29 protein-coding genes are annotated in these 26689 nt (G+C 74.8%); 24 read left to right on the forward strand and 5 right to left on the reverse strand.

The window, feature by feature from the left end; genetic code table 11:
* Window positions 1–14 precede the first annotated feature (14 nt).
* Window positions 15–1331: an alkaline phosphatase family protein gene (locus ACFVS0_RS11065; protein ID WP_430587986.1), complete on the reverse strand. Its 1317-nt coding sequence runs from the start codon at window positions 1329–1331 to the stop codon at window positions 15–17.
* 191 nt (window positions 1332–1522) lie between these two features.
* On the opposite strand from ACFVS0_RS11065, the gene ACFVS0_RS11070 reads away from it, so the two are divergent.
* The 6 genes from ACFVS0_RS11070 to ACFVS0_RS11095 are packed head-to-tail and all read left to right on the forward strand — an operon-like array spanning window position 1523 to window position 6497.
* Window positions 1523–2491 carry an ABC transporter ATP-binding protein gene (locus ACFVS0_RS11070; RefSeq protein ID WP_430551310.1) on the forward strand — a complete coding sequence of 323 codons (969 nt, stop codon included), beginning with the start codon at window positions 1523–1525 and terminating at the stop codon, window positions 2489–2491.
* Window positions 2488–3324, forward strand: coding sequence for an ABC transporter permease (locus ACFVS0_RS11075; RefSeq protein WP_430587987.1), 837 nt, complete (start codon window positions 2488–2490; stop codon window positions 3322–3324). Before ACFVS0_RS11070 ends, ACFVS0_RS11075 begins: the two co-directional genes overlap by 4 nt.
* 50 nt (window positions 3325–3374) lie before the next feature.
* A complete protein-coding gene (locus tag ACFVS0_RS11080) occupies window positions 3375–4625 on the forward strand; it encodes a sensor histidine kinase (protein ID WP_430587988.1) in 1251 nt (416 codons plus the stop codon).
* Complete coding sequence (locus ACFVS0_RS11085; RefSeq protein ID WP_430587989.1) at window positions 4622–5227, forward strand: response regulator; 606 nt, start codon at window positions 4622–4624, stop codon at window positions 5225–5227. The genes ACFVS0_RS11080 and ACFVS0_RS11085 overlap by 4 nt, the downstream gene beginning before the upstream one ends.
* A 40-nt stretch (window positions 5228–5267) precedes the next feature.
* Window positions 5268–5867: a recombination mediator RecR gene (gene recR, locus ACFVS0_RS11090; protein WP_429766609.1), complete on the forward strand. Its 600-nt coding sequence runs from the start codon at window positions 5268–5270 to the stop codon at window positions 5865–5867.
* Between the two features lie 60 nt (window positions 5868–5927).
* Window positions 5928–6497 (forward strand): DUF5063 domain-containing protein, encoded by a 570-nt coding sequence (locus tag ACFVS0_RS11095; RefSeq protein WP_430551306.1) that lies wholly within the window; start codon window positions 5928–5930, stop codon window positions 6495–6497.
* Between the two features lie 9 nt (window positions 6498–6506).
* On the opposite strand, the gene ACFVS0_RS11100 is transcribed toward ACFVS0_RS11095, so the two are convergent.
* Window positions 6507–7034, reverse strand: a complete 528-nt coding sequence (locus tag ACFVS0_RS11100) for an SRPBCC family protein (protein WP_430587990.1) — start codon at window positions 7032–7034, stop codon at window positions 6507–6509.
* A 91-nt stretch (window positions 7035–7125) separates the two neighbouring features.
* Here ACFVS0_RS11100 and ACFVS0_RS11105 point away from each other — a divergent pair, with 91 nt between their 5' ends.
* A complete protein-coding gene (locus ACFVS0_RS11105) occupies window positions 7126–7902 on the forward strand; it encodes a TSUP family transporter (RefSeq protein WP_430551304.1) in 777 nt (258 codons plus the stop codon).
* Here ACFVS0_RS11105 and ACFVS0_RS11110 read toward each other — a convergent pair.
* Window positions 7899–9671: a peptidoglycan recognition protein gene (locus ACFVS0_RS11110; protein WP_430587991.1), complete on the reverse strand. Its 1773-nt coding sequence runs from the start codon at window positions 9669–9671 to the stop codon at window positions 7899–7901. The genes ACFVS0_RS11105 and ACFVS0_RS11110 overlap by 4 nt on opposite strands.
* 237 nt (window positions 9672–9908) lie before the next feature.
* Between ACFVS0_RS11110 and ACFVS0_RS11115 the strand changes: the two genes are divergently transcribed.
* The 7 genes from ACFVS0_RS11115 (at window position 9909) to ACFVS0_RS11145 (ending at window position 17083) form a co-directional block, all read left to right on the forward strand.
* Window positions 9909–10901, forward strand: a complete 993-nt coding sequence (locus tag ACFVS0_RS11115; RefSeq protein ID WP_430551302.1) for an ABC transporter substrate-binding protein — start codon at window positions 9909–9911, stop codon at window positions 10899–10901.
* Window positions 10901–11785: an ABC transporter permease gene (locus ACFVS0_RS11120; RefSeq protein ID WP_430587992.1), complete on the forward strand. Its 885-nt coding sequence runs from the start codon at window positions 10901–10903 to the stop codon at window positions 11783–11785. The genes ACFVS0_RS11115 and ACFVS0_RS11120 overlap by 1 nt, the downstream gene beginning before the upstream one ends.
* Window positions 11782–12498 carry an ABC transporter ATP-binding protein gene (locus tag ACFVS0_RS11125; protein WP_430551300.1) on the forward strand — a complete coding sequence of 239 codons (717 nt, stop codon included), beginning with the start codon at window positions 11782–11784 and terminating at the stop codon, window positions 12496–12498. Before ACFVS0_RS11120 ends, ACFVS0_RS11125 begins: the two co-directional genes overlap by 4 nt.
* Window positions 12495–14129 carry an FAD-binding protein gene (locus ACFVS0_RS11130; protein WP_430587993.1) on the forward strand — a complete coding sequence of 545 codons (1635 nt, stop codon included), beginning with the start codon at window positions 12495–12497 and terminating at the stop codon, window positions 14127–14129. The genes ACFVS0_RS11125 and ACFVS0_RS11130 overlap by 4 nt, the downstream gene beginning before the upstream one ends.
* Window positions 14126–14530 (forward strand): 4Fe-4S dicluster domain-containing protein, encoded by a 405-nt coding sequence (locus tag ACFVS0_RS11135; RefSeq protein WP_430587994.1) that lies wholly within the window; start codon window positions 14126–14128, stop codon window positions 14528–14530. Before ACFVS0_RS11130 ends, ACFVS0_RS11135 begins: the two co-directional genes overlap by 4 nt.
* A gap of 122 nt (window positions 14531–14652) precedes the next feature.
* Entirely contained in the window at window positions 14653–15957 is a 1305-nt protein-coding gene (locus tag ACFVS0_RS11140; protein ID WP_429734073.1) for an aspartate kinase, read from the forward strand.
* A 7-nt stretch (window positions 15958–15964) separates the two neighbouring features.
* The gene (locus ACFVS0_RS11145; RefSeq protein WP_430587995.1) at window positions 15965–17083 is read left to right on the forward strand and encodes an aspartate-semialdehyde dehydrogenase; all 1119 of its coding nucleotides are present in this window, start codon (window positions 15965–15967) and stop codon (window positions 17081–17083) included.
* 112 nt (window positions 17084–17195) lie between these two features.
* On the opposite strand, the gene ACFVS0_RS11150 is transcribed toward ACFVS0_RS11145, so the two are convergent.
* Both ACFVS0_RS11150 and ACFVS0_RS11155 read right to left on the reverse strand, forming a co-directional pair.
* Complete coding sequence (locus tag ACFVS0_RS11150; RefSeq protein WP_430587996.1) at window positions 17196–18008, reverse strand: alpha/beta fold hydrolase; 813 nt, start codon at window positions 18006–18008, stop codon at window positions 17196–17198.
* A gap of 11 nt (window positions 18009–18019) precedes the next feature.
* A complete protein-coding gene (locus ACFVS0_RS11155) occupies window positions 18020–18748 on the reverse strand; it encodes a MerR family transcriptional regulator (protein ID WP_430587997.1) in 729 nt (242 codons plus the stop codon).
* A 39-nt stretch (window positions 18749–18787) separates the two neighbouring features.
* On the opposite strand from ACFVS0_RS11155, the gene ACFVS0_RS11160 reads away from it, so the two are divergent.
* The 10 genes from ACFVS0_RS11160 (at window position 18788) to ACFVS0_RS11205 (ending at window position 26631) form a co-directional block, all read left to right on the forward strand.
* Window positions 18788–19282 (forward strand): DUF6194 family protein, encoded by a 495-nt coding sequence (locus ACFVS0_RS11160; protein WP_430587998.1) that lies wholly within the window; start codon window positions 18788–18790, stop codon window positions 19280–19282.
* Between the two features lie 143 nt (window positions 19283–19425).
* Complete coding sequence (locus ACFVS0_RS11165) at window positions 19426–19971, forward strand: hypothetical protein (RefSeq protein ID WP_430587999.1); 546 nt, start codon at window positions 19426–19428, stop codon at window positions 19969–19971.
* A 104-nt stretch (window positions 19972–20075) separates the two neighbouring features.
* Window positions 20076–20471, forward strand: coding sequence for a GntR family transcriptional regulator (locus ACFVS0_RS11170; protein ID WP_430551292.1), 396 nt, complete (start codon window positions 20076–20078; stop codon window positions 20469–20471).
* A complete protein-coding gene (locus tag ACFVS0_RS11175; protein WP_430551291.1) occupies window positions 20468–21430 on the forward strand; it encodes an ATP-binding cassette domain-containing protein in 963 nt (320 codons plus the stop codon). The genes ACFVS0_RS11170 and ACFVS0_RS11175 overlap by 4 nt, the downstream gene beginning before the upstream one ends.
* Window positions 21427–22200, forward strand: coding sequence for a hypothetical protein (locus tag ACFVS0_RS11180; RefSeq protein ID WP_430564879.1), 774 nt, complete (start codon window positions 21427–21429; stop codon window positions 22198–22200). Before ACFVS0_RS11175 ends, ACFVS0_RS11180 begins: the two co-directional genes overlap by 4 nt.
* A 5-nt stretch (window positions 22201–22205) precedes the next feature.
* Complete coding sequence (locus ACFVS0_RS11185) at window positions 22206–22976, forward strand: hypothetical protein (protein WP_430588000.1); 771 nt, start codon at window positions 22206–22208, stop codon at window positions 22974–22976.
* Window positions 22977–23044: 68 nt separating this feature from the next.
* The gene (locus ACFVS0_RS11190; RefSeq protein ID WP_430588001.1) at window positions 23045–24052 is read left to right on the forward strand and encodes an ABC transporter ATP-binding protein; all 1008 of its coding nucleotides are present in this window, start codon (window positions 23045–23047) and stop codon (window positions 24050–24052) included.
* Window positions 24049–24855 carry an ABC transporter permease gene (locus tag ACFVS0_RS11195; protein WP_430564882.1) on the forward strand — a complete coding sequence of 269 codons (807 nt, stop codon included), beginning with the start codon at window positions 24049–24051 and terminating at the stop codon, window positions 24853–24855. Before ACFVS0_RS11190 ends, ACFVS0_RS11195 begins: the two co-directional genes overlap by 4 nt.
* Window positions 24856–24934: 79 nt before the next feature.
* Window positions 24935–25903: a bile acid:sodium symporter family protein gene (locus tag ACFVS0_RS11200; protein WP_430551286.1), complete on the forward strand. Its 969-nt coding sequence runs from the start codon at window positions 24935–24937 to the stop codon at window positions 25901–25903.
* A complete protein-coding gene (locus tag ACFVS0_RS11205; RefSeq protein ID WP_430588002.1) occupies window positions 25900–26631 on the forward strand; it encodes a glutamine amidotransferase in 732 nt (243 codons plus the stop codon). The genes ACFVS0_RS11200 and ACFVS0_RS11205 overlap by 4 nt, the downstream gene beginning before the upstream one ends.
* The last annotated feature ends 58 nt before the right edge of the window (window positions 26632–26689 follow it).

A 26689-nucleotide genomic window follows, 5' to 3' on the forward strand; every position in this document is an offset into this window, starting at 1 on the left:
TCGCGCGACCGGCGTCAGCCGCGCCGCAGCGCCTCCGACAGCACCCGGCCCTGGGCCCCGGCCGGCGGGTCGACGCCCAGCAGCGCGGCGATCGTCGGGGCCACGTCGACGTGCCGCGGGTCGCGCGGGTGCCGCCCGGGCAGGACGCCGGACCCGGCGAGCACGAGCGGCACCTCCAGCTCGGTGGTGGAGCCGTGCCGGCCCGCGGGCGCGGCGGGCGTGCTCCCGAACGACCAGCCCGGCTCCGGCTCGACGACGAGGTCGCCGTGGCGTGGGCTCATGCGCATCCGCCGCTGGTCGCGGTCGTCGTACACCGCCCGGACCTGGGGCAGCGCCTCGAGCGCGCGCCGGACGCGGCGCTCGGCCGCCGGGTCGTCCGCGGCGTCGCCCAGCAGCGTGAGGTCGGCGACACCGCCCACGACGATCGCGACGTCGGTGCCGGGGGCGGGCGACCTCCCGGCCGTGAGGACCTCGCCCGTGTAGCCGGCGTCGGCGATCGCGGCGAGGCCCTCCGCGGCGAACCCCTTGTCGAAGGTGGTCATGCCGTGGTCGCCGGTGACGACGAAGGTCGTGCGGCCGTAGATCCCCGCGTCCTTCGTGGCCTGGACCAGCCGGCCGAGCTGGGCGTCGAGCTCGGTGAGCGCGGCGGGGATGCCGGGGTGCTCGTCGCCGCCGGCGTGCCCGAGCGCGTCGAGCGCGTCGCAGTACACCGCGGTCAGGGCCGGCAGCCCGTCGGCCCGGACCATCTCCCCGCCCGAGCTCACCGGCTCGCCGGCGAAGACCGCCACGGCGTCGTCGACGCGCCGGCTGCAGTCGCCACCCGGCTGGGTGTACAGGCCCTCGGGGTCGCCGTACGACACGCCATGGTCCTGCACGATGAACCACTGCGACGAGAAGACGGTGCCGCCGCCGGCGCGGACCGCCTCGGCGATCGTCGGCACCGCGAGGGCCCGCTGCTGCCCCTGGGCCGTGCCCGAGACGGGGTCGAACCAGTACGCGGAGTTGAGGTGCCGCTCCGGCCACGCCCCGGTGGCGACCGACGCCCACGACGGGTTCGTGATGGAGGTCATGGCCCCGGTGGACGTCGTGACGGACCCGCGGCGCAGCAGCGCCTCGAGGTGCGGCATCGGCGCACGGCCCAGGTACTCGGCGTCGAACCCGTCGAGGGCGAGGAGCACCACGTGGTCGGCGCGCGCAGGGCCGTGCGCCGAGGTGACGGCGTCCGACGACGGTGGCGCGGACGACGCGGCGGCGGCCGGGACGACGACGGCGAGCGCGGACAGGGCGGCGACGGTGGCGCCGGCGAGAGGCCGGGCCCAGCGGTGGGTCACCCGACCGACGCTAGGGCGTGGTCGCCCGGGGCGCGCGTCCTGGGCGCAGAGTTCCCGGACCCGTCACCCGGGGGACATCAGCCCGTCACCGGGACGGCATGACAGATGTCACGGCCCGTCCGTGCGCTCCTCACGGAACCCGGTGACGGGCGGCACTACCTGCGACGACGCGCCGCCGCGAGGGTGGAGGCATGACTTCGGAACCCATCGTCCACGTCCGCGGGGCACGCCGCCGGTACGGCGCGTTCGAGGCCGTCCGCGGGGTCGACCTCGACGTCCACCGCGGGGAGCTCGTCGCCCTGCTCGGCACCAACGGGGCGGGCAAGACGTCGTTCGTCGAGCTCGTCGAGGGGCTCGCGCCCGCCTCCGGCGGCACGGTGCGCGTGCTCGGTCGCGACCCGTACCGGGAGCGGCGGCACGTCGTCCGCTCCCTCGGGATCATGCTGCAGAGCGCCGGGTTCTCCGGCGACCTCACCGTCGCGGAGACGGCGCGCACCTGGGCGGGCACCCTGTCGCGGCCGCGCCCGGTCGCCGACGTCCTCGGCGCCGTGGGGCTGGAGCACCGCGCGGACGTGCGTGTCGCCAGCCTCTCGGGCGGGGAGAAACGCCGCCTGGACCTCGCGCTCGCCACGATGGGCGACCCCGAGCTCCTCTTCCTCGACGAGCCCACCACCGGCCTCGACCCGGAGAGCCGCCGCGCCACCTGGGCGCTGGTGCAGGGCATGCTCGACGCCGGCACCACGGTGCTGCTCACCACCCACTACCTGGAGGAGGCGGAGCAGCTCGCCGACCGCATCGCGATCATGCAGGCCGGCCGCGTGGTGCGGACGGGATCGGTCGCCGACGTCGTCGCCGCGGAGCCCGCCCGCGTGGAGGCCGTGGTGCGCAACGACGGCGGCCGGGCCGTCGCGCCCGCCGTGGCGGACCTGCCCGCGCTGGCGGGCGTCGTCGGCGTCCCCGACGTCGACCGCACGGGCCGCCTGCGCCTGCGCACCACGCGCCTCCAGGACGACCTGCTCACCCTGCTCCAGTGGGCCGAGGCGCGGCGCCTGCGGCTGGACGACCTCGACGCCCGGGCGGCGTCGCTCGAGCAGGCGTTCCTCGCCCTCGACGACGGCGCCGACGCGCACCGCACGACCGACACGGAGGCAGCGGCATGACCACGACGACCACCACCCCCGCCCGCCGGCGGGCCGCGACGGGCACGGGCGGCGGCGGCCGCCGCGTCGCGGCCCTCGCCCGCGCGGAGCTGCGCCTGCTCGTGCGCAACCGCACCGCGCTGTTCAACGCGCTCGCCCTGCCGCCGATGACGGTCGGGCTTTTCGCCGCGGTCGGCGGCATCGGCGACGAGGCCTCCGCCGCGACGGGCGCCGTCCTGCTGAACCTGCTGACGTTCATGGCGCTCGCGTTCGTCGTCTACTACAACCTCACCGTCGCGTTCGTGGCCCGGCGCGAGGAGCTGGTGCTCAAGCGCTACCTCGTGGGGGAGTGCTCCCGCGCGGAGCTCCTGGTCGGCACCGCGGTCCCGGCGCTCGTGGTGGCGCTGGCGCAGACGGTGCTGGGGACGGTCGCGGTGTCGGTGTTCCTCACGCCGCCCGCGTTCGTCAACCCGCTGCTGGTGGTCGTGGCCGTGCTCGGCGGGGCCGCGATGCTCACGCTGCTGGCCGCCGCGACGTCCGGCCTGTCCCGCACCGTGGAGTCCGCGCAGCTCACCACGCTGCCGCTGCTCGTCGTCGCGATCCCGTTCGCCGGCCTGTTCGGCGCGCCCGGTGCGTCGACCGGGGTGCTCGACACGATCGGCACGTTCACCCCGCTGCGCCCGATCACGGACCTCATGCTGCTCGGCGCCGGCGGGATCGACGGGGACGGGCAGGTGGTCACGTTCGCCGAGACGTTCGGCGCGGCCGCGCTGCCCGTGGCCGTGCTCGCCGCGTGGACGGTCGTGGGTGCGCTCGCCGCCCGGCGGTGGATGCGCTGGGAGCCGCGTCGGTGACCCACCTCCCGCCGGGGCGGCCGGACCCGGCATCGTGGCAGGCTGACGGCGTGAGAACACGTCGTCGGCCCGGCATGGCCCTGGCGGGTGGTGCGCGCGGGGTCGAGACGTACACCCGCGTGAGCCTCTACTCGTTCGTCCTCCTCGAGCCCTTCTTCTACCTGTACGCGGTGGCGGCGCTGGCCGGCACGGACGAGGTGCCCGCGGTCGGCGCGGCGGCGGTCCTGGCGTGCCTGGGCCTCGTCCACATGGCGCTGTGCCTCGGCACCATCCACGTCGGGTTCGACGAGCCGCTGACCACCGGGCGGCGCCCCCGCCCGGTGGTCGTGGCGCTGCTCGCGGTGACGGGCGCCGTCTGGCTCGTGTCCGTCCTCGTGCTGCCCGCGGCCGTCGGGGGCGGCCTCATGGGCGACCCGCGCAGCATGATGATCGCGGTGGCCGGGGCGGCGACCTGCGGGGCCCTCGCCGTCGCGACCCCGATCCGGCGCGTGCTGACCGTCGGTCTCGCAGTGCCGGTCGTCGTGATCGGCGTCCGGCTCGCCTCCGACGCGAGCGCCGGGACGGTCGCGTCCGCGCTCGGCACCGGCCTGGGCGCGTACGTCTTCCTCCTGTTCTGGGCGTCGACGGTGCGGCTGTCCATGTGGATCGTCGAGGTGGTGCGCGAGCTCGACACCGCGCGGCAGGCCTCGGCGCGGCTCGCCGTCGCGGAGGAGCGGCTGCGCATCGCGCGGGACATGCACGACGTCGTCGGACGCGCGCTGTCCGCCGTCGCGGTGAAGTCCGAGCTCGCGGCCGCGCTCGCGCGTCGCGGCGACCCGCGGGGTGCCGACGAGATGGACGACGTGCGCACGCTCGCCCAGGACTCCCTGCGCGAGGTGCGCGGCGTCGTCGCCGGCTACCGGGCGGCCGACCTGTCGACGGAGCTCGACGGGGCCCGGTCCGTGCTGCGCGCGGCGGGGGTGACCGTGCGGGTCGTGGGCGAGGTGCCGGAGCTGGCGGCTCCGCAGGCCGACGCCTTGGCCTGGGTGGTGCGCGAGGCCGTCACGAACATCGTGCGGCACTCGGCCGCGCGCGAGTGCCGGATCGATCTGGACAGGCAGGAGGAGACGGGGGAGATGGTGCTGAGGGTGAGCAACGACGGAGCCCGCGTGGGCGTCGCCGGGGTGGCCGGGCTGGAGGGCGGCGCCGGCCTGGTCGGGCTGCGGGAGCGGCTCGCCGCCGTCGGGGGAGCGCTCGACGTGGCGGCCGACGGCGACCGGTTCGTCCTCACGGCCCGCGTGCCGGGGGAGGTGGACGGGTGATCCGCGTGGTGCTCGCCGACGACGAGACGCTGATCCGGGACGCGGTCGCCCAGCTGCTCGCCCTGGAGGACGATCTCGAGGTCGTGGCGGTCGCGGGGAACGGGACGGAGGCCGTGGCGACGATCGAGCGGCACGCCCCCGACGTGGCGGTGCTCGACCTGCAGATGCCGGGCGCCGACGGGATCGAGGTCGCCGAGGCGGTCCGCAGGACGGTGCCGGCCTGCGGTGTCGTCATCGTCACGAGCCACGGCCGGCCCGGGCACCTCAAGAAGGCGCTCGCCGCGGGGGTGCGGGGCTTCCTGCCCAAGTCGGTGTCGGCGGCCGTGCTGGCGGGCGCCGTGCGACAGGTCGCGAGCGGCGGCCGGTACGTGGACCCGGAGCTCGCGGCCGACGCGATCTCCGCGGGCGACTCGCCCCTGACCGCCCGCGAGGCGGACGTGCTCGAGCTCGCCGCCGACGGCGCGCCCGTGGAGGAGATCGCCGAGCGGGCCGCGCTGGCCCCCGGCACGGTGCGCAACTACCTGTCGTCCGCCGTGGCCAAGCTGGGGGTCGCGAACCGGCACGAGGCCGTCCGGCTGGCGCGTGCCAAGGGCTGGCTCTGAGAGGCCGGACCGTCCCCGCCAGCCCGTAGGCTGGACCCTTGTGTACGAGGGCGCAGTCCAGGACCTGATCGACGAGCTCGGCCGCCTCCCCGGCGTCGGGCCCAAGAGCGCGCAGCGCATCGCGTTCCACCTGCTCGCGGCGGACGCCGCCGACGTGCGCCGGCTCGCCGACGCGCTCACCGAGGTCAAGGCGCGCGTGCAGTTCTGCGAGACGTGCGGCAACGTCGCGGAGTCGGAGAGATGCCGCATCTGCGCCGACCCGCGCCGCTCCGACGACGTGATCTGCGTCGTCGAGGAGCCCAAGGACGTCGTCGCGATCGAGCGCACCCGCGAGTTCCGGGGCAGGTACCACGTGCTCGGTGGCGCCATCAACCCGATCGAGAACGTCGGCCCCGACGACCTGCGCATCAGCCAGCTCATGACGCGCCTGGCCGACGGCACGGTCACCGAGGTCATCCTCGCCACCGACCCCAACATCGAGGGCGAGGCGACGGCCACGTACCTGTCGCGGCTCATCGCGCCCATGGGCGTCACCGTCTCCCGCCTCGCGTCGGGTCTGCCCGTCGGGGGAGACTTGGAGTACGCGGACGAGGTGACCCTCGGTCGCGCGTTCGAGGGCCGGCGGGTCGTCGGCGGCTGACCGGCTCCCGCACCCGTCGGTCGAGCCTGTCGAGACCACGACGCAGGAGGAGGGGACCCCGTGGGTGAGATCGAGGCCGGATCCGAGTTCCGGGACGTCGCCGAGCAGATGTCCGCGCAGGCGCGGACGTTCCTGTCGACGACGACGCAGGTCGCGTCCGGCGCCGCACCGGGCGCGGAGATCGCGCTGCTCATCCTCGCGACGTCGGACCTGCTGTCCGCGGGGGCGCGCCTCGCCGCGATCGTGGACGTCGTCCCCGCCGAGCGGTGGGAGCCCGACGCCGGGCCCGAGACCGACGTGGACCCGCTGCGCGACGCGCTCGCGCAGATGTTCGACGGCTTCGACGACTACGTCGAGGTGTCCGACCCGGCGCTGAGCGCCGACGTCGCGCCCGCGACGCTGTCCGGCGACCTGGCGTGCGTCGCCGAGGAGATCGCCAAGGGCCTGCAGCACTTCGACGACGGGCACGAGCTCGAGGGCCTGTGGTGGTGGCAGTTCAGCTACCTGTCCTCGTGGGGCGAGCGGGCGTCGTCGGCGCTGCGCGTGCTGCAGGGGGTGCTCGCGCACCTGCGGCTCGACGTCGCGGACGACGTCGCCGCCGAGGCGGAGTACGACGCCCTGCACTCCTGAGCCGGGGCGTCAGCCCGCGGCGGTCGCCGCGCGGGCGTAGTGCTCGCGCTGCGCGGGGTAGTACGACTCCCACGCCACCGTGTCCGCACCCCGCCCCGAGCGCACCGCGACGAGCCGGTCGAGGTAGTACTCCCACCCGGGACCGATCGAGGCGGCGTCGTCGTCCGGGCCCAGCCGCTGCCGGAACGTCAGCGTCGTCACCCCGTCCGCCTCTGCGAGGTCGAGCGCCAGGTGCCAGACCCCGCCCGGCGTGGCCGTGTCGACGGCGTACCGGCGCGGCGGCTCGCACCGCGTGATGACGCACTCGGCGGCCTCGGCGTCCGGGCCCTCGGCGGTCATGAAGAACTGGACCGTGCCGGTCGCCGGATCGCCCTCCCAGCGGCCGACCCACGCCTCGAGCAGGCCCGGCTCGGTGATGCTGGCCCACACGTCGGCGGCGTCGGCGTCGAACCTGCGCACGACGACGAGCTCGCGCCGGCCGGGCCCGTGCTCGACGGTGCCGGTCGCCGCGACGGCGGGGCGCTGCTCGTCCGTCATGCCTCCCAGGGTGGCACGGGGCGGCGGTCGTGGGGCGGTGGGCGGTGGGACAGGCGCCGGTCGGCGTCGGCGGGCATGACAGGATTCCCCGGTGCCCGACCTCGACACCCTCACCATCGTGCTGCTCGTGCTGGCCGGGCTCACGGCCGGCTGGGTCGACGCCGTCGTCGGCGGTGGCGGGCTGATCCAGCTGCCCGCGCTGCTGCTGGTGCCGGGGATCTCGCCGGTGCAGGCGCTGGCCACCAACAAGCTCGGCTCGATCATGGGCACGTCCACCAGCGCGATCACGTACTACCGCCGGGTGGGCCCGGACCTCACGACGGCGGGCCCGATGGCGCTCGCCGCGCTGGCCGGGGCCTTCGGCGGCGCCGCGCTGGCCAGCCGCATCCCCGCCGACCTGTTCAAGCCGATCATCCTCGTGGTGCTGATCGGGGTGGCCACGTACACGGTGCTCAAGCCGAAGCTGGGCGCGCACGACAACCTGCGCTGGGAGGGCAACCGGCACCGCTGGACGGCCGCCGGCATCGGCCTCGTCATCGGCGCGTACGACGGCCTGCTCGGCCCGGGCACCGGCACGTTCCTCGTCATCGCGCTGGTGAGCGTGCTCGGCTACGCCTTCCTGCCGGCGTCGGCGCTGGCGAAGATCGTCAACTTCGCGACCAACCTCGGCGCGCTGCTGTTCTTCGTGCCGCACGGCGCCGTGCTGTGGGGCCTGGGGCTGATGATCGGCGCCGCCAACCTCGTGGGCGCGTACGTCGGGGCGCGCATGGCCGTGGCGAAGGGCAGCGCCTTCGTGCGCGTCATCTTCGTCGTCGTCGTGGGCGCGCTGATCGTGAAGCTGGGCTACGACGTCGTCACCGGCGCCTAGCGGTGCGAGGGGCCCGCGGGGAACTCGTTCAGCAGGGCTGACGTGACCTTCACGTCCCGCAGCTCGGTCCAGCCGACCGCGCGGGTGAGCCGCCACCAGGCGTCCCTGGTGTACACCCGCTCCCTGCGGCCGTCGTGGATCCGGTAGAGGTAGCCGGTGCGCTCGGACCTGGCGAAGAACGAGATGGGCTCGACGTCGAAGGCGTTCCTGGCCCTGTCGGGGATCCGCGGGTCGGTGCAGTCGCCACCCCAGTGGCGCACGGTGCCGCAGGCGGTCGCCCACATGAGGTCGCCGTTGCCGTCCAGCATGACGTAGCGGCCGGACGGCACCCGGGCCCAACGGGAGTCGAAGTCGGTGCCCCGCTCCAGGCTCGTCAGGAACGTGTGGCTCGCGTACGAGGCCCGGCCGAGCCGCCCCGCCAGCGCCGCACGAGCCCTGGTGCTCGTGAGGAGATGCCGCGTGCCGCCGGAGACGAACCACACCTCGCCGCGGGAGAGGTGGGGGCGGTACTCGACGAGGTACCCGGTGCTCGTGTTCCACAGGTGTCGCCACCTGTCCTGGCCGCTCGCGACCTTGCTGCGGATCTCGGCCAGGCGCCGGTAGATCGAGGCCCCCGGACAGGCGGTGCTGCCCACGTCGCGGTGCCCGGAGATCCTGGCCTCGCGCGAGCCGTCGAGGGTGGTGTGGCCGCGGGCGGGGACGCCGTGCAGGGCGAGCTTCCAGGCCAGCAGGTCGATGACGCCGCGGACGGCCGCGTCGCTGACGGTGGCCTGCTCGTAGTCGCCGAGGACCGACACCCCGACGGTCTCGTCGTTGACCCCCACGGCGTGCGCGCCGACGATCTCGAGCTCGACGCCGCCGTCGCGGCCCTCCCAGGTGCGGCCCCACCGGTCGACGAGGAAGTTGTACCCGATGTCGCCCCAGCCGCGGGTCTTCGCGTGGTACGTGTAGATGCCGCGGATGATCGACGGCACCTGCGCGGACGTGTAGCTGTTGGTGCCGGCGGTGTGGTGGATGATCGCGCCCTTGACCTGGCCCTGCCGAGGGGTCCAGGTCATGAGGGACTCGTCGGCACCCCAGTCGGCGCGGGAGCGGATCGCGGGCCCGTCGTGCTGGTCCCCGGCCGCCACGGCGCCGGCGAGCGACACGGCGCCGCCGGCACCCTTCCCGAAGGGCGACAAGCCGCCGGCGTCGTCGAGCGACGAGTCCGCGGCGGCTCGGTCCACCGCGCCCTGGCCGGGGTCGACGGCGACGAGCTGGACGTCGTGCACGTCCTCGGCCGCCACGTTCTCGACCGCCACCTCGACCTGGTCCACGTCCCCGACGACGAGGGGGGCCGACCCTCCCTCGGCCGCGTCGGGGTCGAGCGCCTCGATCTCCAGGAGGCTCCACCCCGACCAGGTGGCGCCCCCGTCGTCCGAGGTGCGGGCCCTGATGACCAGGCCGGCGCCGGCGGGACCGGCCCAGGTGACCCCGACGGTCGCGAACCCGCTGACGTCGGAGGTGGCGGCGAGGACGTCCCCGCTGGTCGTGGTCCGCGCCGGATCCGAGCCGAGGGTGCGGGCGGTGGCCGGGTCGGGTGCCCCCGCCGGGGTCGTCCTGACGGTCGCCTCGACGGCGGACGGGTCGTCGCCTGCGGAGCCTCCGGCGGGCGTCGTGGCGGACCGCTCCGCGAGGTGCGGCGTCGCCACGGCCGCGGGAGCCCCGGTGGCGACGAGCGCGAGCACCACGGCGGTGGCGGCGGCGGATGTCCAGCGGTGTGCTGTCATCGGTCGGTCTCCTGGCACGGATGGCAGGTGGACGACGCCAACATAGACCGGCTCGTGCGGGCGTGCGACGCGGTGCACGGCGGCACGGGCCGGTCGACGTGTGGCGCCGCACCCCATCCGCCAGACGGCGGATGTCCAGATGGCGAGACGTTTCCCCCGATCTCGACCAATCCGCTCGGGGGGATCTAGTTTCCGGCGCGTGCCGACGACCCGTCCGCCCGTCTCCGAGGAGTCCTCATGACCGTGCCCGCGTTCTCCGTCCGCCCCGCCCACGCCCTGCTCGGGGCGGCGCTCGTCGTCGCCCTGTCGGCCTGTTCGGCGGCGTCGCAGGCCGACACGGGCTCCGGCGAGGACGCGTCCGTGGGGACGCTCCGCGTGGGCGCCACGTCCGTCACCGGGACGCCGGCCGGCTCCCTCGGCTGGGGCGACAAGGAGGGGATCCTGCTCGACGAGCTGAAGGACGCCGGCGTCGACAAGATCGAGTACTCCTTCTTCCAGTCGGGCAAGGACGTCGTCGCCGCGCTGCTGGGCGGCGCCGTCGACGTCGCCGCGGTGGGCGACAACCCGGCGCTCACGGCCCGCGGCAACGGGGCCGAGGTCGAGCTGCTCGCGCTCGACTCGATCAACGGCGACACCTGGCTGATCGGCGCGCCCGGGGGCCCCACCACGATCGAGGGCCTCGTCGGCAAGGACGTGACGGCGCCGCAGGGCACCATCCGCGACAGGTCCGCCCACCAGCTCGTCGAGGCCGCCGGCCTGGCCGACCAGATCGAGGTGAAGGACCTCGGCACCCCGGAGTCGATCGCCGGGCTCAGCTCCGGCTCCGTCGACGCCACCCTCGTGGGCGGTGCGAGCGCCGTCGAGCTCGCCCGCAAGGGGTTCCCCGTCATCGACCGCACGTCGGACCACGGCCTCGAGAGCACCGGCGCGACGATCGCGTCGACGGAGTTCGTCGACGCCCACCCCGGGTTCCGCGAGGCCTGGCAGGGCGCCGTCGTCGCGACGAACCAGAGCATCGTCGACCGCTTCGACGAGTACACGCAGTGGGTCGCCGAGACGGACGGCGTGGACGTCGACCTCGTGCGCGAGGCGACGCACGAGGACGAGTTCACCCTCGAGCCGTACCCCGACGCCGGCCTGGACCAGCTCCAGTCCGCGCACGACTTCCTGCACGACGACGGCGCGTTCGACGAGGCCTTCGACGTCCGCGAGTGGGCAGGGGTCTCCTGATGGCGGCGCCGACGCTCGAGAGCCGACCGGCCGCCGCGACCGCCCCCGCGGGCGGGGCCCCGGACGGCCTCGTGGACGTGACCGCCGGCGGGCGCCCCCGCCGCGGGCCCTGGTCGCGGGTGCCGCGCCGCGTCCGGAGGCTGACCGGGCCGGTGGTGCTCCTCCTGGCCTGGGCCGTCGCCAGCGAGCTGGGACTGCTGAACCGCGACCTGTTCCCGCCGCCGCTGGCGGTCGCCGCCCGCACGTGGGAGCTCGTCGCGTCGGGCGAGCTCCAGACGCACGTCGGGGCCTCGCTGGCGCGCGTCGTCGTCGGCACCGTGATCGGCGTGCTGGTCGGCGGCGCGCTCGCCGTCGTCGCCGGCCTGACCCGCACCGGGGAGGACCTCCTGGACTCCACGATGCAGATCCTCAAGGCCGTGCCGAACTTCGCCCTCCTGCCCCTGCTCATCATCTGGATGGGGATCGGCGAGGAGCCGAAGATCGTCCTCATCGTGCTCGGCGTGGGCATCGCCATCTACATCAACACCTACGGCGGCATCCGGAACGTGGACGCGCAGCTCGTCGAGGTGGCCCAGACGCTGGACGTCAGCCGGTGGCAGCTGGTGACGCAGGTGGTGCTGCCGGGGGCCGCGCCGGGATTCCTCGTGGGGCTGCGGCTCGGGCTCAGCAGCGCCTGGCTGAGCCTCATCTTCGCCGAGACGATCAACACCACGCAGGGCATCGGCTACCTGATGTCCCGCGCCCAGACGATGCTGCAGTTCGACGTGTCGGTGCTCATCATCCTCATCTACGCCGTCGCCGGGCTGCTCAGCTATGCGCTCGTGCGGCACCTCGAGCACCGGCTGCTCGCCTGGCGCGCGGGGTTCACGGGGGTGGCGGCATGACGGCGGCGCAGGACGCCGTCGTCGTGCGGGGCGCGCGACGCGCGTTCGGCGAGCAGGTGGTGCTCGACGGGCTGGACCTCGTCGTCCCGCGCGGCCAGTTCGTCGCGCTGCTGGGCCACAGCGGGTCCGGGAAGAGCACGCTGCTGCGCACCCTCGCCGGGCTCGACCCCGACGTGGGCGGCACCGTGCGCGTCGTGCCGTCGCCCGCCGTCGTCTTCCAGAACCCCCGGCTGCTGCCGTGGCGGCGCGTGCTGGCGAACGTCGTCTTCGGGCTCCGCGGGCCGGACGCCGCGGAGCGCGGCCGGGCCGCCCTGGCGGAGGTCGGGCTGGAGTCCAAGACCGACGCCTGGCCGCGGACGCTGTCGGGCGGCGAGGCGCAGCGGGTGTCGCTCGCCAGGGCCCTCGTGCGCGAGCCGCAGCTGCTGCTGCTCGACGAGCCGTTCGGCGCGCTCGACGCCCTCACACGGCTCAAGATGTACGGGCTGCTGCGCGACCTGTGGGAGCGGCACCGGCCCGCCGTGCTGCACGTGACGCACGACGTCGACGAGGCCGTGCTCCTCGCCGACCGGGTGGTCGTCCTGACGGCCGGTCGGATCTCGTTGGACCTGCCGGTGACGCTCGACGCGCCGCGATCCCGGTCCGTCGACGGGTTCGCGGCCCTGCGTGCCCGGCTGCTCGCCGAGCTCGGCGTCGACGAGAAGGTCGGCACGTGAGCGGGGCGGACGCCCTCGAGGCCTGGGCCGACGTGCTCGTCCTCGGCGGCGGCCCCGCCGGCACGTGGGCCGCTCTGGCGGCCGCCGGCGCGGGGGCCGAGGTCGTGCTCGCCGACAAGGGGTACTGCGGCACCAGCGGTGCCACGGCCTCGGGCGGCAACAACCTGTGGCTCGTCGAGCCCGGCGAGGCCCGCGTCCGGGCGGCCCGGGCGCGCGCCGAGAAGGGCGGCCACCTCACCGACGACACCTGGATGGCCCGGGTCCTGGAGACCACGTGGGAGCAGCTCGACGTGCTCGCCGCCAAGGGCTACCCCTTCCCGCACGACGCCGCGGGGGCGCCCGTGCGCAGCAGCCTCCAGGGGCCGGAGTACATGCGCCGGATGCGCCGGGCCGTCCACCGCGCGGGGGTCCGACTCCTCGACCACCACCCGGCGCTCGAGCTCGTCGCCGACCGGGACGGCGTCGTCAGCGGCGCGGCCGGCGTCGCCCGCCAGGACGGCGGACGGCCGTGGCGGGTGCGCGCCCGCGCGGTCGTCGTCGCCACCGGCGGGTGCGCCGCCCTCGCCGGCGGCTTCGGCACGAACGTCGACACGGGCGAGGGCGTCCTCATGGCGGTGGAGGCCGGGGCCGAGCTGTCCGGCATGGAGTTCTCCACGGCGTACGCGCTCGCCCCGGAGTGGGGCGTGCACACCAAGGGGCGGATGCTCCAGTGGGCCACCTTCTACGACGAGCGGGGCGAGGCGCTCGGCGCGGGCGACGACGGGCCGGGCCGGCAGCTCGCCCAGTCGCTCCTGGTGCAGGGGCAGCGCGTGTACGCGCGCCTCGACCGGGCGCCGCGCGAGATCCACCAGAAGATGCGCGACGCCCAGCCCAACTACTTCGTCCCCCTGGACAAGGCAGGGGTGGACCCGTTCACGACGGCGTACCCGCTGCGGATGGTCTACGAGGGCACCGTGCGGGGGACCGGCGGCCTGCGCGTCGTCACCGACGACTGCGCCACCACGGTGCCCGGCCTCTACGCCGCCGGCGACGCCGCGACCCGGGAGCTCGTCACCGGCGCGATCAGCGGCGGGGGCAGCCACAACGGCGCCTGGGCGATCTCGTCGGGCACCTGGGCGGGCCGGGGCGCCGCCCGCTTCGCCCTCGCCCGCGGCGGCGTACCGGACCGGGTCGACGCGCTCGGCCGGGCCGGGTTGCGGCCGTCGGACGGCGCGGCGGCCGACGTCGACGCCCGCGAGGTGATCGCCGCGGCCCAGCGGCACGTGCTGCCCCCGGCGCGCACCGTGCTGCGGACCGCCGCGGGCCTGCGCGCGTCGCAGACCGAGCTCGAGACGCTGTGGGGCGCCGCCGTCCCGGGGCTGGCGGGGGAGGGGCGGGAACGGCTGCGGGCGCGCGTCGCGGCGTCGCTCGTCGCGCACGCCCGCTGGGTCACGACCGCCGCGCTCGCGCGCGGGGAGTCGCGGGGGATGCACCGGCGGGTCGACGCGCCCGCCGCCGACCCGCGGCTGCGACACCGCCTCCTCACGGGAGGGCTGGACCGCGTCTGGACCCGTCCCGAGGGGCCTCCGGCCCCGCTGTCCGCCCCGCGGCCGGCCTCGCCGTCCACCACGAGAGAGGAGGTGCCCGCGTGATCGAGGTCGTCAGCGCCGCCCGGTGCATCTCGTGCGACATCTGCATCAGGGTGTGCCCCACCGACGTGTTCGACCGCGGCGAGGACGGGGTGCCCGTCGTCGCGCGCCAGTCGGACTGCCAGACCTGCTTCATGTGCGAGGCGTACTGCCCCACCGACGCCCTGTACGTGGCGCCCCTGGCCGGGCCCGCGCCGGCGGGAAGCCCGCACGCGGACGAGGACGTGCTCGCGGCGGCCGGGTCGCTGGGCGCCTACCGTGCGCTCCTCGGGTGGGGCGGCGGGCGCTCGGCGGGGAGCCGGCGGGACGCGAACGCCGAGCTGGCGGACCACCCGCCTCTGGCCGAGGCGCGGCTCGCCGCCCCCGCGCCGACGACCGACGCCACGTGGCACAGCGGGCCGTGAGGTGTTCACGACCTGGACCACGCCCACGGCACGAGGTGACGACGACGTAGCATCGACGGGCAAGCACACGCCCCGGCGGACCGTTGAGAGAGACGGAGGCCGGCCAGCAGAAGGTTGTGACAATGGCACTAGTCGTGCAGAAATACGGCGGATCATCCGTCTCCGACGCCCACAGCATCAAGCGCGTGGCGAAGCGGATCGCCGCGACCAAGCGAGCGGGGAACGACGTCGTCGTCGTGGTGAGCGCCATGGGCGACACCACGGACGAGCTCCTCGACCTCGCCGGGCAGATCACCCCCCTCCCCCCGCAGCGCGAGCTGGACATCCTCCTCACCTCCGGTGAGCGCATCTCGATGTCCCTGCTCGCGATGGCGATCACGAACCTCGGGGTCAAGGCGAAGTCCTTCACCGGCCAGCAGGCCGGTCTCATGACCGACGCGGTGCACGGCCGCGCACGGCTCGTGGACGTGGTGCCGCACCGCATCCGCGAGACGGTGGAGAAGGGGCAGGTCGCGATCGTCGCGGGCTTCCAGGGGGTCAGCTCCACCAACGACGTGACGACGCTCGGCCGCGGCGGCTCGGACACGACGGCGGTCGCGCTCGCGGCCGGCCTCGACGCCGACGTCTGCGAGATCTACACCGACGTCGACGGCGTGTTCACCGCCGACCCGCGCATCGTCCCGAACGCCCGCAAGATCGACCGCGTCACCTACGAGGAGATGCTCGAGCTCGCGGCGTCCGGCGCGAAGGTCCTGGCCCTGCGTGCCGTGGAGTACGCGCGCCGCTACGACGTGCCCGTGCACGTGCGCAGCTCGTTCAGCAACACCACCGGCACCCTCGTCACCGGCACGCACGGCGACGCGATCGACCCGAACGCCCCGGCGGCCGAGCAGGAGGAAACCCAGATGGAAGCCCCGATCATCTCCGGCGTCGCGCACGACCGCAGCGAGGCCAAGATCACCGTCGTCGGTGTGCCGGACAAGCCCGGCACCGCGGCCCGCATCTTCGAGGTCGTGGCCGGAGCGGGCGCGAACATCGACATGATCGTGCAGAACGTGTCGGCGGCCCACACCGGGCTCACGGACATCTCGTTCACGCTGCCGCACGCGGACAGCCCCAGCACCCTGGCCGCGCTCAACGCGCTCCAGGAGGAGCTCGGGTTCGCGTCGCTGCAGTACGACGACCAGATCGGCAAGCTGTCGCTGGTGGGCGCGGGGATGAAGTCGCACCCCGGCGTCTCGGCTCGCCTGTTCGGCGCCCTGCGCGACGCGGGCATCAACATCGAGATGATCTCCACCTCGGAGATCCGCATCTCGGTGGTCACCCGGGAGGACGCCCTGGACGACGCCGTGCGCGCCATCCACACCGCGTTCGACCTGGACTCCGCCGACGGCGAGGCCGTCGTCTACGCCGGCACGGGGCGGTGACGCGCTGATGGTCCAGATCAACACCACCGGCGTGAACGTCGCCGTCGTCGGCGCCACCGGCCAGGTCGGCGGCGTCCTGCGCCGCCTGCTCGCGGAGCGCGCGTTCCCGGTCAAGGAGCTGCGGTTCTTCGCCTCGGCGCGCTCGGCGGGCAGCACGCTGTCGTTCGAGGGCGTGGACGTCGCCGTCGAGGACGTCGCTGCCACGGCCACCGACGACCTGGCGGACGTGGACGTCGCGATCTTCTCGGCGGGCGGCGGCACGTCGCGCGAGCACGCGCCCCGGTTCGCCGAGGCGGGCGCCGTGGTCATCGACAACTCGTCCGCGTGGCGGCTCGACCCCGAGGTCCCGCTGGTCGTCTCCGAGGTGAACCCGGAGGCGATCGCCGACGCCGCCAAGGGCATCGTCGCCAACCCGAACTGCACCACGATGGCCGCGATGCCGGTGCTCAAGCCGCTGGCCGACGAGGCCGGGCTGGAGCGCCTGCGCGTCGCGACCTACCAGGCGGTGTCGGGCTCGGGGGTCGGCGGGGTCAAGGAGCTCGCCGACCAGGCGCGCGCCGCCGTCGCCGGCGACCTCGAGGGGCTGGCGCACTCCGGCGCGGCGGTCGACTTCCCGGCGCCCGAGAAGTACGTCGCGCCGATCGCGTTCGACGTGCTGCCGCTGGCGGGCAACCTCGTGGACGACGGCTCCGGCGAGACCGACGAGGAGCAGAAGCTCCGCAACGAGTCGCGCAAGATCCTCGGCCTGCCCGACCTTGCCGTCGCGGGGACCTGCGTCCGCGTGCCGGTGTTCTCCGGGCACTCGCTGGCGATCCACGCCGAGTTCGGCGCCGCCATCACCCCGGAGCGGGCGCGCGAGCTGCTGGCCGCCGCGCCGGGCGTCGAGCTGGCGGACGTCCCGACGCCGCTGGCCGCGGCGGGCGCCGACCCGTCGTTCGTCGGCCGCATCCGCACCGACCAGTCCGTGCCCGGCGGTCGCGGCCTCGTGCTGTTCGTGTCGAACGACAACCTGCGCAAGGGCGCGGCGCTCAACGCCGTGCAGATCGCGGAGATCGTCGCCGCGGACCTGGCCGAGCTCGACGCGCTCGACGACGTCGACGCGGCGGAGGCCGCGCCCGCGAGGTAGCGCGAGATCTGCCGAGGTAGTTCCGGTCCCCGCGAGGTAGCGCGAGATCTGCCGAGGTAGCTCGGGGCCCGACGACGAGCGATCGTCGGCGGGCCCCGGGCCGTCCCGGCCGTCAGTGCGCGTCGAGGATCAGGCGCGTCACGCCTTCGGGGTCCTCGAGCATGGCCACGTGCCCGACCCCGGACAGGTACTCGAGCCGGGCGCCGGGCACGGCCTCGTAGCGGTGCGCGGACGCCGGGTCCCAGCGCGGGTCGGCGTCGCCGAAGATCACCAGGGGCGACGTCCTCGCGGCGGTGAGCCGGTCCGGCACCGACCGCTCGGCGAGGTAGGCGGCGTAGCCGTCCATGACCTGCCGGAAGTCCCGGTAGCGGGTGCGGCGCACGCCGGCGAGGAAGCCGTCGGGCACCACCACGGGGCGTGCCGTGACCGAGCGGATCCCGCGGCGCAGCATCCCCGTGGTGCGCAGCGGCCAGAGCAGCGGGCCGAACGGTCGTCCCATGAGGACGCGCACGACCGCCGCCTCCGGGAGCATCGCGTCCGGAGCCGGCCCGGTGCTCAGCAGGACCAGCGCGCCGACCAGGTCCGCGCGTCGCTCGGCGAGCGCCGTCGCCACGTACCCGCCGCTGGAGTGCCCCACCACGGTCGCGGCGGTCGCGCCGAGCTCGTCGAGGAGCGCCGCGACCCGGTCGGCCTGCGCGGGGACGTCGTACGGGGGTGCCGGCGCCGAGCGACCGCAGCCGGGCAGGTCGATCGCGAGGACGCGGCGGGTCGCGGCGAGGGCCGGGATCGTGGGCGACCAGCTGGCGGCCGTCGCGCCCGACCCGTGCACCAGCAGCAGCGGCGGCGCGTCGGGCGGCCCGTCGACGACGACGTGGATGCCGGCCACGACCGCGTCGCGGCGGGGGCCGGTGGCAGGTTCCGTCACGGTTCCCAGCATCACCGGTCGCGTCCGGCGTCGCCGGGCGAAGGCTGCTCGACGACGACGGCGGCGAGGTCCGCCCCCGCCCGCAGCAGGGCCACGGACCGTCCGGCGATCCGCTCCAGCCGCTCCCGCAGCGCGGCCTCGGCGTCGACCGTGCCGTCGAGGCCGTCCAGCGCTCCCACGACGGCGCGCAGCGCGGGGATGCCGTACCCCGCGGACCGCAGGGCGGCGACCACCCGGGCGGTGGCGACCGCGGCCGCGTCGTAGACGCGCGCCCCGAGGGAGCCCACCCGCTCGGGCGTCAGCAGGTGCTCGGCCTCCCAGTGCCGCAGCGCGGAGGTGCGCACCCCGAGCGCGTCGGCCAGCTCGGTGATCGTGAGGACGGCGCCGCTCGACGGGTCCGCGGGCTCGGCCCGGATCGTCGCCAGCGCGTCGAGGGCCTGGAGGGTTCGGGCGCGCTCCGTGGCGAGCTGCGCGTGCAGCTCGCCGACCGCGGCGGCCGCGTCGACGAGGGGCGCGCCCCGGACCTCGATCATCGTGCGCCGCGCGACGACGGGCCCGACGGCCGTGGCGAGCCCCCGGTAGGCGCGCGCGGCCCGGACATGACGCGCTCCATAGGCACGGTACCCGTTCGGCTCGCGGTCGGCGGGAGGCAGGACACCGAGCCGTTCGAGGTCGCGCACCTGCTGCACCGAGTAGCCGGTGGCGCGCGCGACGTCGACGGTCCGCTGCGGACGATCCATCCCCACCCCACAGAAGCACTTCAAGGTCACGCTTGAACCATGACGACGCCTCCGAGTATGGACCAGATCATCGCGGCCGTGCGGCGGCTCGAGGGCGTGCTCGTCCTTCAGCCCCGCGCCGGCGACGGGACGCCCGAGCTCGCCTGGGGCGACGCGTTCTTCTACTACGCCCCCGACGGCCAGGTGCCGACCGCCGTGCAGCCGTACGGCACGGTCGTCACCAAGAACTACCCCGACGACGTCTCGTGCGACCTCGACCGACCCGACCGGTGGCGCGTGAACGTGCACGTGGGCCGCGACCGGCTGCGGCCGCTCGTCGGGGACCACGGGCCCGAGCGCGCCGTCGTCCCCGACGTCTTCCTCCCGCACCCGCTGTACGGCGACCTGGGGTGGGTGTGCGTCGTGAACCCGGGGGAGCGCACGGGCCGCAGGGTCGTGGAGCTGCTGCACGAGGCGCACGACGCCGCCCGCCGCCGGTCCGAGCGCCGCCGGTCGCTCGGCGCACCCGTCCGCCCGGCCGACCCGGCGAGGTAGCCCGCGCCGTGCCGAGGTAGCCCGGGCCGTGCCGAGGTAGTTCCGGACCTGCCGAGGTAGTCCAGGGCGTGCCGAGGTGGTTCGCGCCCCGGCGGGCGGTCGCTCGGGCGGCGAGGACGCGGGCAGGCTCATTGACTGGACAGATGTCATGGTCCGCGGACACCTGGTCGAGCCTCGCGTTCGTCGTCGCGGGCGCCTGGATCGTGACGACGGCGCACCGGAGCGCTGCGGGGGCGTCGTCGCGTGTGGCGCTCGGCGTCCTCGCGATGCTGGTCGGCGTCGGGTCGGTGGTGCAGCACGGCCCCGCGCCCTCGTGGAACCCCGTGGTGCACGACCCGCCGTTGCTGGGCGCGTACGCGCTCGTCGCGGCGGATGCCGTCGCCGACCTCGCCGGGCGGCGGCTGCGGGTCCGGTGGTGGCTCGTCCCGATGCTGGCAGACGTCGTGCTGGCGGCCCTCTGGCCCGGGGCGTCCGTCGTCGCGCAGGGAGCGGTGGCGGCCGTCGCCGTCGTGGCCGTGCTGCTGCGCGCCCGGGCCCGGCCGCGCCTACGGCCCCGCCTGCTCCTGGCGCTGGCCGTGCTCGGCGTCGGCACGGTCGTCGGGACGCTCTCGCACGCCGCCTGGCACGTGCTCGCGGCGTCCGCGATCGCGGTGGTCGCGCCCGCGGTCGGACGGCGCTCGCCGCACTGAGCGGGACGGACCTGCCGGAAAGGGTTGCGCGCCGGCATGGGTCTATGGTTCATTAGTCGAGTAATGAACCCCAGAACCACTGAACCTGCCGTGAGGAGGCCCGCGTGTTCGACGGACCCGAACCCATCTACGTGCAGATCGCCCAGATGATCCGCGCGCAGGTGCTCGCCGGTGAGCTCGCGGAGGAGGAGCAGGTCATGTCGACCACTCAGTTCGCCACGACGTTCCGCATCAACCCCGCCACCGCCGCCAAGGCCTTCACCGGCCTGGTGGACGAGGGCGTCCTGTACAAGCGCCGCGGGCTGGGGATGTTCGTCGCCCCCGGGGCGCGCGAGCGGCTGCTGGACCAGCACCGCAAGGCGTACTTCGACGACGTGCTCGGCCCGGCGCTCGCCCAGGCCGACCTGCTCGGCATCCCGACCGACGACCTCGTCGCGTACGTCCTCGGCACCGGCCACCGGAAGCCCGGCGGCCCCACGACCACCACGGAGGAGTCATGACCCCCGCACCCTTCGGCGCCCGTCTCGACGACGTCGTCGTCCGGTTCGGAGCGCAGCGCCGCCTGACCATGGACGGCGCGGCCGTCAAGGACGAGGGCGGCACCGCCCTGGACGGCGTCACCCTGGACCTGCGTCCCGGCGTGATCACCGGGATCCTCGGGCGCAACGGCGCCGGCAAGTCCACGCTGCTCTCGCTGCTCGCCGCGTTCAACCGGCCCACCGAGGGCACGGTCCGCGTCGGCACGGGCGAGCTGCTCGAGGACCCGTGGGAGAACCCGTGGGTGACCGCGAACGTGCAGTTCGTCCGCGAGAGCGGCGACCTCATGGACGACGAGCGGGTCTCCGAGACCCTCAAGTACTACGCCGACCTGCGCCCGTACTGGGACGCCGACCTGGCCGCGCGCCTGCTCGACCTGTTCGAGGTGAACCCGCGCAAGAAGCCGACGGCGCTCTCGCGCGGCAAGCGGTCCGCCGTCGGGGCCGTCATCGGGCTCGCGGCGCGCGCCCCGCTGACGATCCTCGACGAGGTCTACCTCGGGATGGACGCGCCCACCCGGTACGCGTTCTACGACGAGATCCTCGCCGACTACGCCGAGCACCCGCGCACGATCCTGCTGTCCAGCCACCTGGTCGAGGAGGTCGAGCGGCTCTTCGAGGACGTCGTCGTGCTGCACCGCGGTGCCGTGCTGCTCGCGGAGACCGCGGAGGAGATGCAGTCCCGCGGGTTCAGCCTCACGGGCCCGGTCGCCGCGGTCGAGGAGCTCGCCCGCGGCCGGCGCGAGCTGCACCGCCAGCGCCTCGGCGCGACGGTGCAGGTCACCGTCGAGGGAGCCCCGGACGACGGCGCCGCAGCCGCGGCGCGCGCGGCCGGCGTCGAGCTCGGCTCCCTGCCGCTGCAGGACCTGTTCGTGCGGCTCACGCAGCCGCAGGACGGCGAGCGGGCGGGGGAACCGCGATGAGCGCCGTCGTCACCCGCGCCGACCGCGACGCGTTCGTGGCCCGGGTGCACGCCCGCTCGGTGCGCAGGGTCGCGCGGTCCGTCGGCCAGGCGTCGCTCGTCATCGGGGGCGTGTTCTGGGCGATCTTCCTCGTCACGACCGTCGGCGTGCCGCTGGTCGTGCACCAGGCGGGCGGCGTGATGGGCGGGGGAGTGATGACCGGCGCCGAGTATGCGGCCCCATGGTTCGCGCTCTCTCTCGGCATGATCGCGCTCGCCTCGCTCGTCGTTCCGCACCTGGCCGCCGGCGGCACGCGCCGGTCGTTGGCCGTGGGCGGCCTGCTGGCTGCGCTGGTCGCCGGCGTCGCCTACGGCGTCGCGTACGCGCTGATGCTGCTCGTGGAGCGCAGCCTCTTCGGGGCGCTCGGCTGGGAGTGGGAGCAGCTCGGCAGCGGGCTCGACGCCGGCAGCGCGTGGCTCGTGGTCACCGGCGTGGGCGAGGCGATCACCGTCGTCGTGTACATGCTGGTCGGGATGGCCGCCCAGGCCGCATACCGGACCTGCGGCGTGTGGCGCGGCACGGCGCTCCTGCTGCCGGGCCTGGCCCTGCTGTTCCTCGTGGACCACGCCACCCGCAACGGGGCGTTCGCGGACGCCCTCGGCGGCCTCGGGCTCGGCGGGGGCCAGGCGCCCGCGGCGCTCGGTCTCCTGCAGGCGGTCGTCGTCCTCGCCCTGGCCGTCGGCTGGATGTGGTGGCAGGTGCGTTCCCTCCGACTGCGGCCGACGAGGTGAGCGAGATGACGACCACGACGGCCCTCTCGACACCCGATGCCGGCACGCTCCAGCGGGTCGCGTCGGCGGCGGTCCGCCGCCGGTTCGTCCGGAGGCTGCTGGCCGCGGGCGCCTGGTTCTGGGGCATCTGGGCCTTCGTCGTCGCCGTGGTCCCGGCCGCCGTGGACCGGTGGGGCGGAGAGCTCGTCGGCCTGACCTACGAGCTGGCGGGCGCTCCGGCGCGATGGGTCGCCCTCGCGGTCGCGGCCATCTACTGCGGAGCCTGGCTCCGCGGGCACCTCGCGGCGGGCGGGACCCGCCGGTCGCTCGTCATCGGTGTCCTGCAGGGAGCAGCGATCGTCGGCCCCGTGTTCGGCGTGCTGACGGTCCTGCTCACCCTCGCCGAGGAGCGGGTCTTCCGTGCCATCGACGAGCCGTGGCCGGGAGGTGCCACACCGCTGCCGCTCGACACGGTCGCCGGGATCGTCATCACGATCGTCGGCGAGACGCTCGTCGTCCCGACCTATGCGCTCGTGGGCGCCGCGGCGATCGGCTACTACCGGGCGCTGCCGGTGCGCCTGTACCTCCTGGGCCCCCTGCACGCCGTCCCGCTGCTGGTCCCGCTCGCGATCGTCGACCTGTCGACGCGCACCGGTCTGCTCGGCATCCCGCTGCGCGGCGGGTACGACGACCCCGTCGTCGCGGCGCTCGTCGTCGCGGCCGGCGGCGTCCTCGCCGTCGCGGTCGCCGGCGTCGGAGCTCTCCGGCTGATGGCCCGCGTGCGGGTCCGGCCGTGAACCACCCGAACCTCGCTGTCCGAGAACACCGAGGACCCCTGAACCGCACGACCGAGAGGAGCACCGAGATGGCCGACCCCATCGTGGAGGTCAGAAACCTCCGCAAGACGTACGGACCGAAGGTGGCCGTGGACGACGTGTCGTTCGCCGTCCAGCCCGGCGAGATCTTCGGCATTCTCGGCCCCAACGGGGCCGGCAAGACGACCACCGTGGAGACGCTCGCCGGCCTGCGGCAGGCCGACGGCGGCACCGTGCGCGTGCGCGGCATCGACACGCAGCGCGACCCGGCGGCGGTCAAGGACATCCTGGGCGTCCAGCTCCAGGAGGCCACGCTGCACGACAAGATCACCGTGGGCGAGGCCCTGGACCTGTTCGCCGGGTTCTACACCGACCCGGTCGCCCCGGCGGACCTCCTCGAGCTGCTCGACCTCACCGAGCACGCGGACAAGCAGTTCGCGAAGCTCTCCGGCGGGCAGAAGCAGCGGCTGTCCATCGCGCTCGCCCTCGTCGGGAACCCGGAGATCGCCATCCTCGACGAGCTCACCACCGGGCTCGACCCGCAGGCGCGGCGCGCCACCTGGGACCTCGTCGAGCGGGTGCGGGCCACCGGCGTCACGATCCTCCTCGTCACGCACTTCATGGAGGAGGCCGAGCGGCTCTGCGACCGCCTCGTCATCATCGACGCCGGGCGCGTGGTGGCGGAGGGCACGCCGCAGGGCCTGATCGATGGGCTCGACGCCCGTCGCACGGTGGTCGTGCGGTTCGCCCCGGACGACGTCGCGCGCGGGCGCGAGCTGCTCGCCGGCCTCGCCGACCGGGACCCCGAGGTCGCCACGGCCGAGGCGCAGGGCGACACGGAGGTGGCCGTCACCGGCACGCGCCGCGTGCTGTTCGCCGTCGTGCCCGCCCTCGCCGGCGCCGACCTCGTGCCCGACGACGTCCGCACTCTCACCCGGTCGCTCGAGGACGTCTTCCTCGCCGTCACGGGCCGCACCTACCAGCCGGACGCCCAGACCGAGGTCCGGGACGACGCCCAGCTCGTCACCGCCACGACCCGAGAAGGAGACCGGTCATGACCGCGATCACCGCTGCCGCTCGCCCGTCCGCCGGTCGCGGCTGGCGCGGGTACGGACGCCTCCAGCGCACCGAGGCCCGAGTCTGGCTGCGCGACTTCGCCTCCGTGTTCTTCGGGATCCTCTTCCCGTCCGTGATCCTCCTGGGGGTCGGGTTCGGAATCCCCGGGATGCGGGAGCCGATCACCGACGCCCCTCCGGACTCGATCTGGTACGGCGTGACGCCGATCGCGACGTACCTGCCCACGGTGCTCGCCATGGCGATCGGGACGCTCGCCGTCCTGTCGCTGCCGGTCACGTTCGCCACGTTCCGCGACAAGGGGGTGCTGCGCCGCCTGTCCACGACGCCGCTCCGGCCGCAGGCGCTCATCGTGGCGCACCTGACGATCAACGTCGTCACGACGCTGGTGGGCGTCGCCCTCGCCCTCGTCGTGGCACAGGTCGCCTTCGGGCTGGTGCAGCCCGCGCAGCTCGGCGTCGTGCTCCTCGCGTTCGTGCTCGGCATGCTCGCGATGTTCTCCGTGGGCATGCTGCTGTCGGCCCTGCTGAGCAAGCCGTCGACGGCCAACGCCGTCGGCTCGCTCATCTACTTCCCCATGCTGTTCCTCGCGGGGCTGTGGACGCCGGGCCCGATCATGCCGGACGTCGTCCGCCAGATCGGCCAGTTCACGCCGATGGGCGCGACGGCGCAGGCCATGGACACCGGCTGGTTCGGGGAGGGCTTCCCGCTGCTGCAGATCGTCGTCATGGTCGTCTGGACGGCCGTGCTGCTGCCGCTCGCCGCCCGCCTCTTCCGCTGGTCCTGACCTCGCGGCGGAGGGCCTCCCGCCGGGAGGCTCTCCGCCGCACGCACGGTTGCCCGGACCGACGGTAGAGTCCCGGCCCATGCGCAGAGTGGCGGAGCTGGCCGGCAAGTGGTTCGCGGTGCTCGTGGTGCTGGGCGGGGTGGCGGGGCTGCTTGCACCGGACGCCCTGTCGCCGATCGCGGCACAGACCCCGCTGTTCCTCGGGATCATCATGTTCGGGATGGGGCTCACCCTGCGGGGCTCCGACTTCGGGCTCGTCGTGCGGCGGCCCTGGGCGGTGCTGCTCGGCGTGGTCGCCCAGTTCACGATCATGCCGACGCTGGCGTGGGGGATCGGGCACCTGTGCGGTCTCGAGGGCGAGGCGATGATCGGCATGATCCTCGTCGGCGCCGCCCCCGGCGGCACGGCGTCCAACGTCATCGTCTACCTGGCGAAGGGCGACACGGCCCTGTCGGTCACGCTGACCTCGGTGTCCACGCTGCTGGCGCCCGTGCTCACCCCCGCCCTCGTGCTGTGGCTCGCCGGGTCGCAGCTCGACGTCACCTACGGCGCGCTCGTCACGTCCATCGTGCAGATCGTGCTGTTCCCCGTGCTGGCGGGCCTGCTGGTGCGGACGTTCGCCGGCGGGATCGTGGAGCGGTACCTGCTGCCCTACCTGCCGCTGGTCTCCGTCCTCGGGATCGTGATCGTGGTGGCCGGGATCGTCGCCGCGAACGCCGACGCCGTGCTCAGCACGGGGATCCTCGTGGCGCTCGCCGTCATCCTGCACAACGGCCTGGGGCTGCTGCTCGGCTACGGCGCCGCGAGCCTGGCCCGGCTCGACGAGGCCGCGCGCCGCGCGGTGAGCGTCGAGGTGGGGATGCAGAACTCCGGCCTCGCGGCCAGCCTCGCCACCACGTACTTCACGCCGGCGGCGGCCCTGCCCGCCGCGCTGTTCTCGGTGTGGCACAACGTCTCGGGCTCCGCGCTCGCGTCGTTCTGGGCGCGGCGTCCCGTCGTCACGGACGACCGGCGTGCGTCCGCCGGGGCGTCTAGCCTGCGACCGTGAGGCCGTTCCTCTTCCTCGGCACGCGCGCGGAGGACGCCGCGGCCGACGGCGAGTACGAGGCCGTGCTGCGCTACTCCGGGCTGACGCCCGCGTCCCTGCGGCGCGTGCGTCTCGAGCGGGAGCCGCTGCCCCACGTCGACCTCGACGCGCTCTCCGGGGTGATCGTCGGCGGTGGGCCGTTCAACTCCTCCGACCCCGAGCCCCAGAAGTCCGACGTCCAGCGTCGCGTCGAGCGGGAGATGGCCGCCCTGCTCGACGTGCTCGTGGAGCGCGACTTCCCGTTCCTCGGCGCCTGCTACGGCGTCGGGACGCTCGGCACCCACCAGGGCGGCGTCGTCGACCGCACCTACGCCGAGCCGGTCGGCCCGGCCGAGATCGAGCTGACCCCCGAGGGGCTGGAGGACCCGCTGCTCGCGGGGGTGCCCGCCCGCTTCACCGCGTACCTCGGCCACAAGGAGGCGGTGCGCGAGCTGCCGTCGTCGGCCACCCTGCTCGCCCGCTCCGCCGACGCTCCGGTCCAGATGTTCCGCGTGCGCCGGAACCTGTACGCCACGCAGTTCCACCCCGAGCTGGACCTGGCCGGCATCGAGCAGCGGGTCGAGGTGTATCGCACGTACGGGTACTTCCCGCCCGAGGAGGGCGACCGCATCGTCGCGCGCTCCCGCGAGCACCAGGTCACCGAGCCGATGAAGATCCTGCCGAACTTCGTGGCCCGCTACGCCCGCTGAGACCTGTCAGGGCCACGTGCACGGTGCGGTGCACGTGGCCCTGACAGGTCTGCGGGGT

The sequence above is a fragment of the Isoptericola sp. NPDC058082 genome, assembly GCF_042885055.1.
In the GTDB taxonomy this organism is placed as follows: Bacteria; Actinomycetota; Actinomycetes; order Actinomycetales; family Cellulomonadaceae; genus Isoptericola.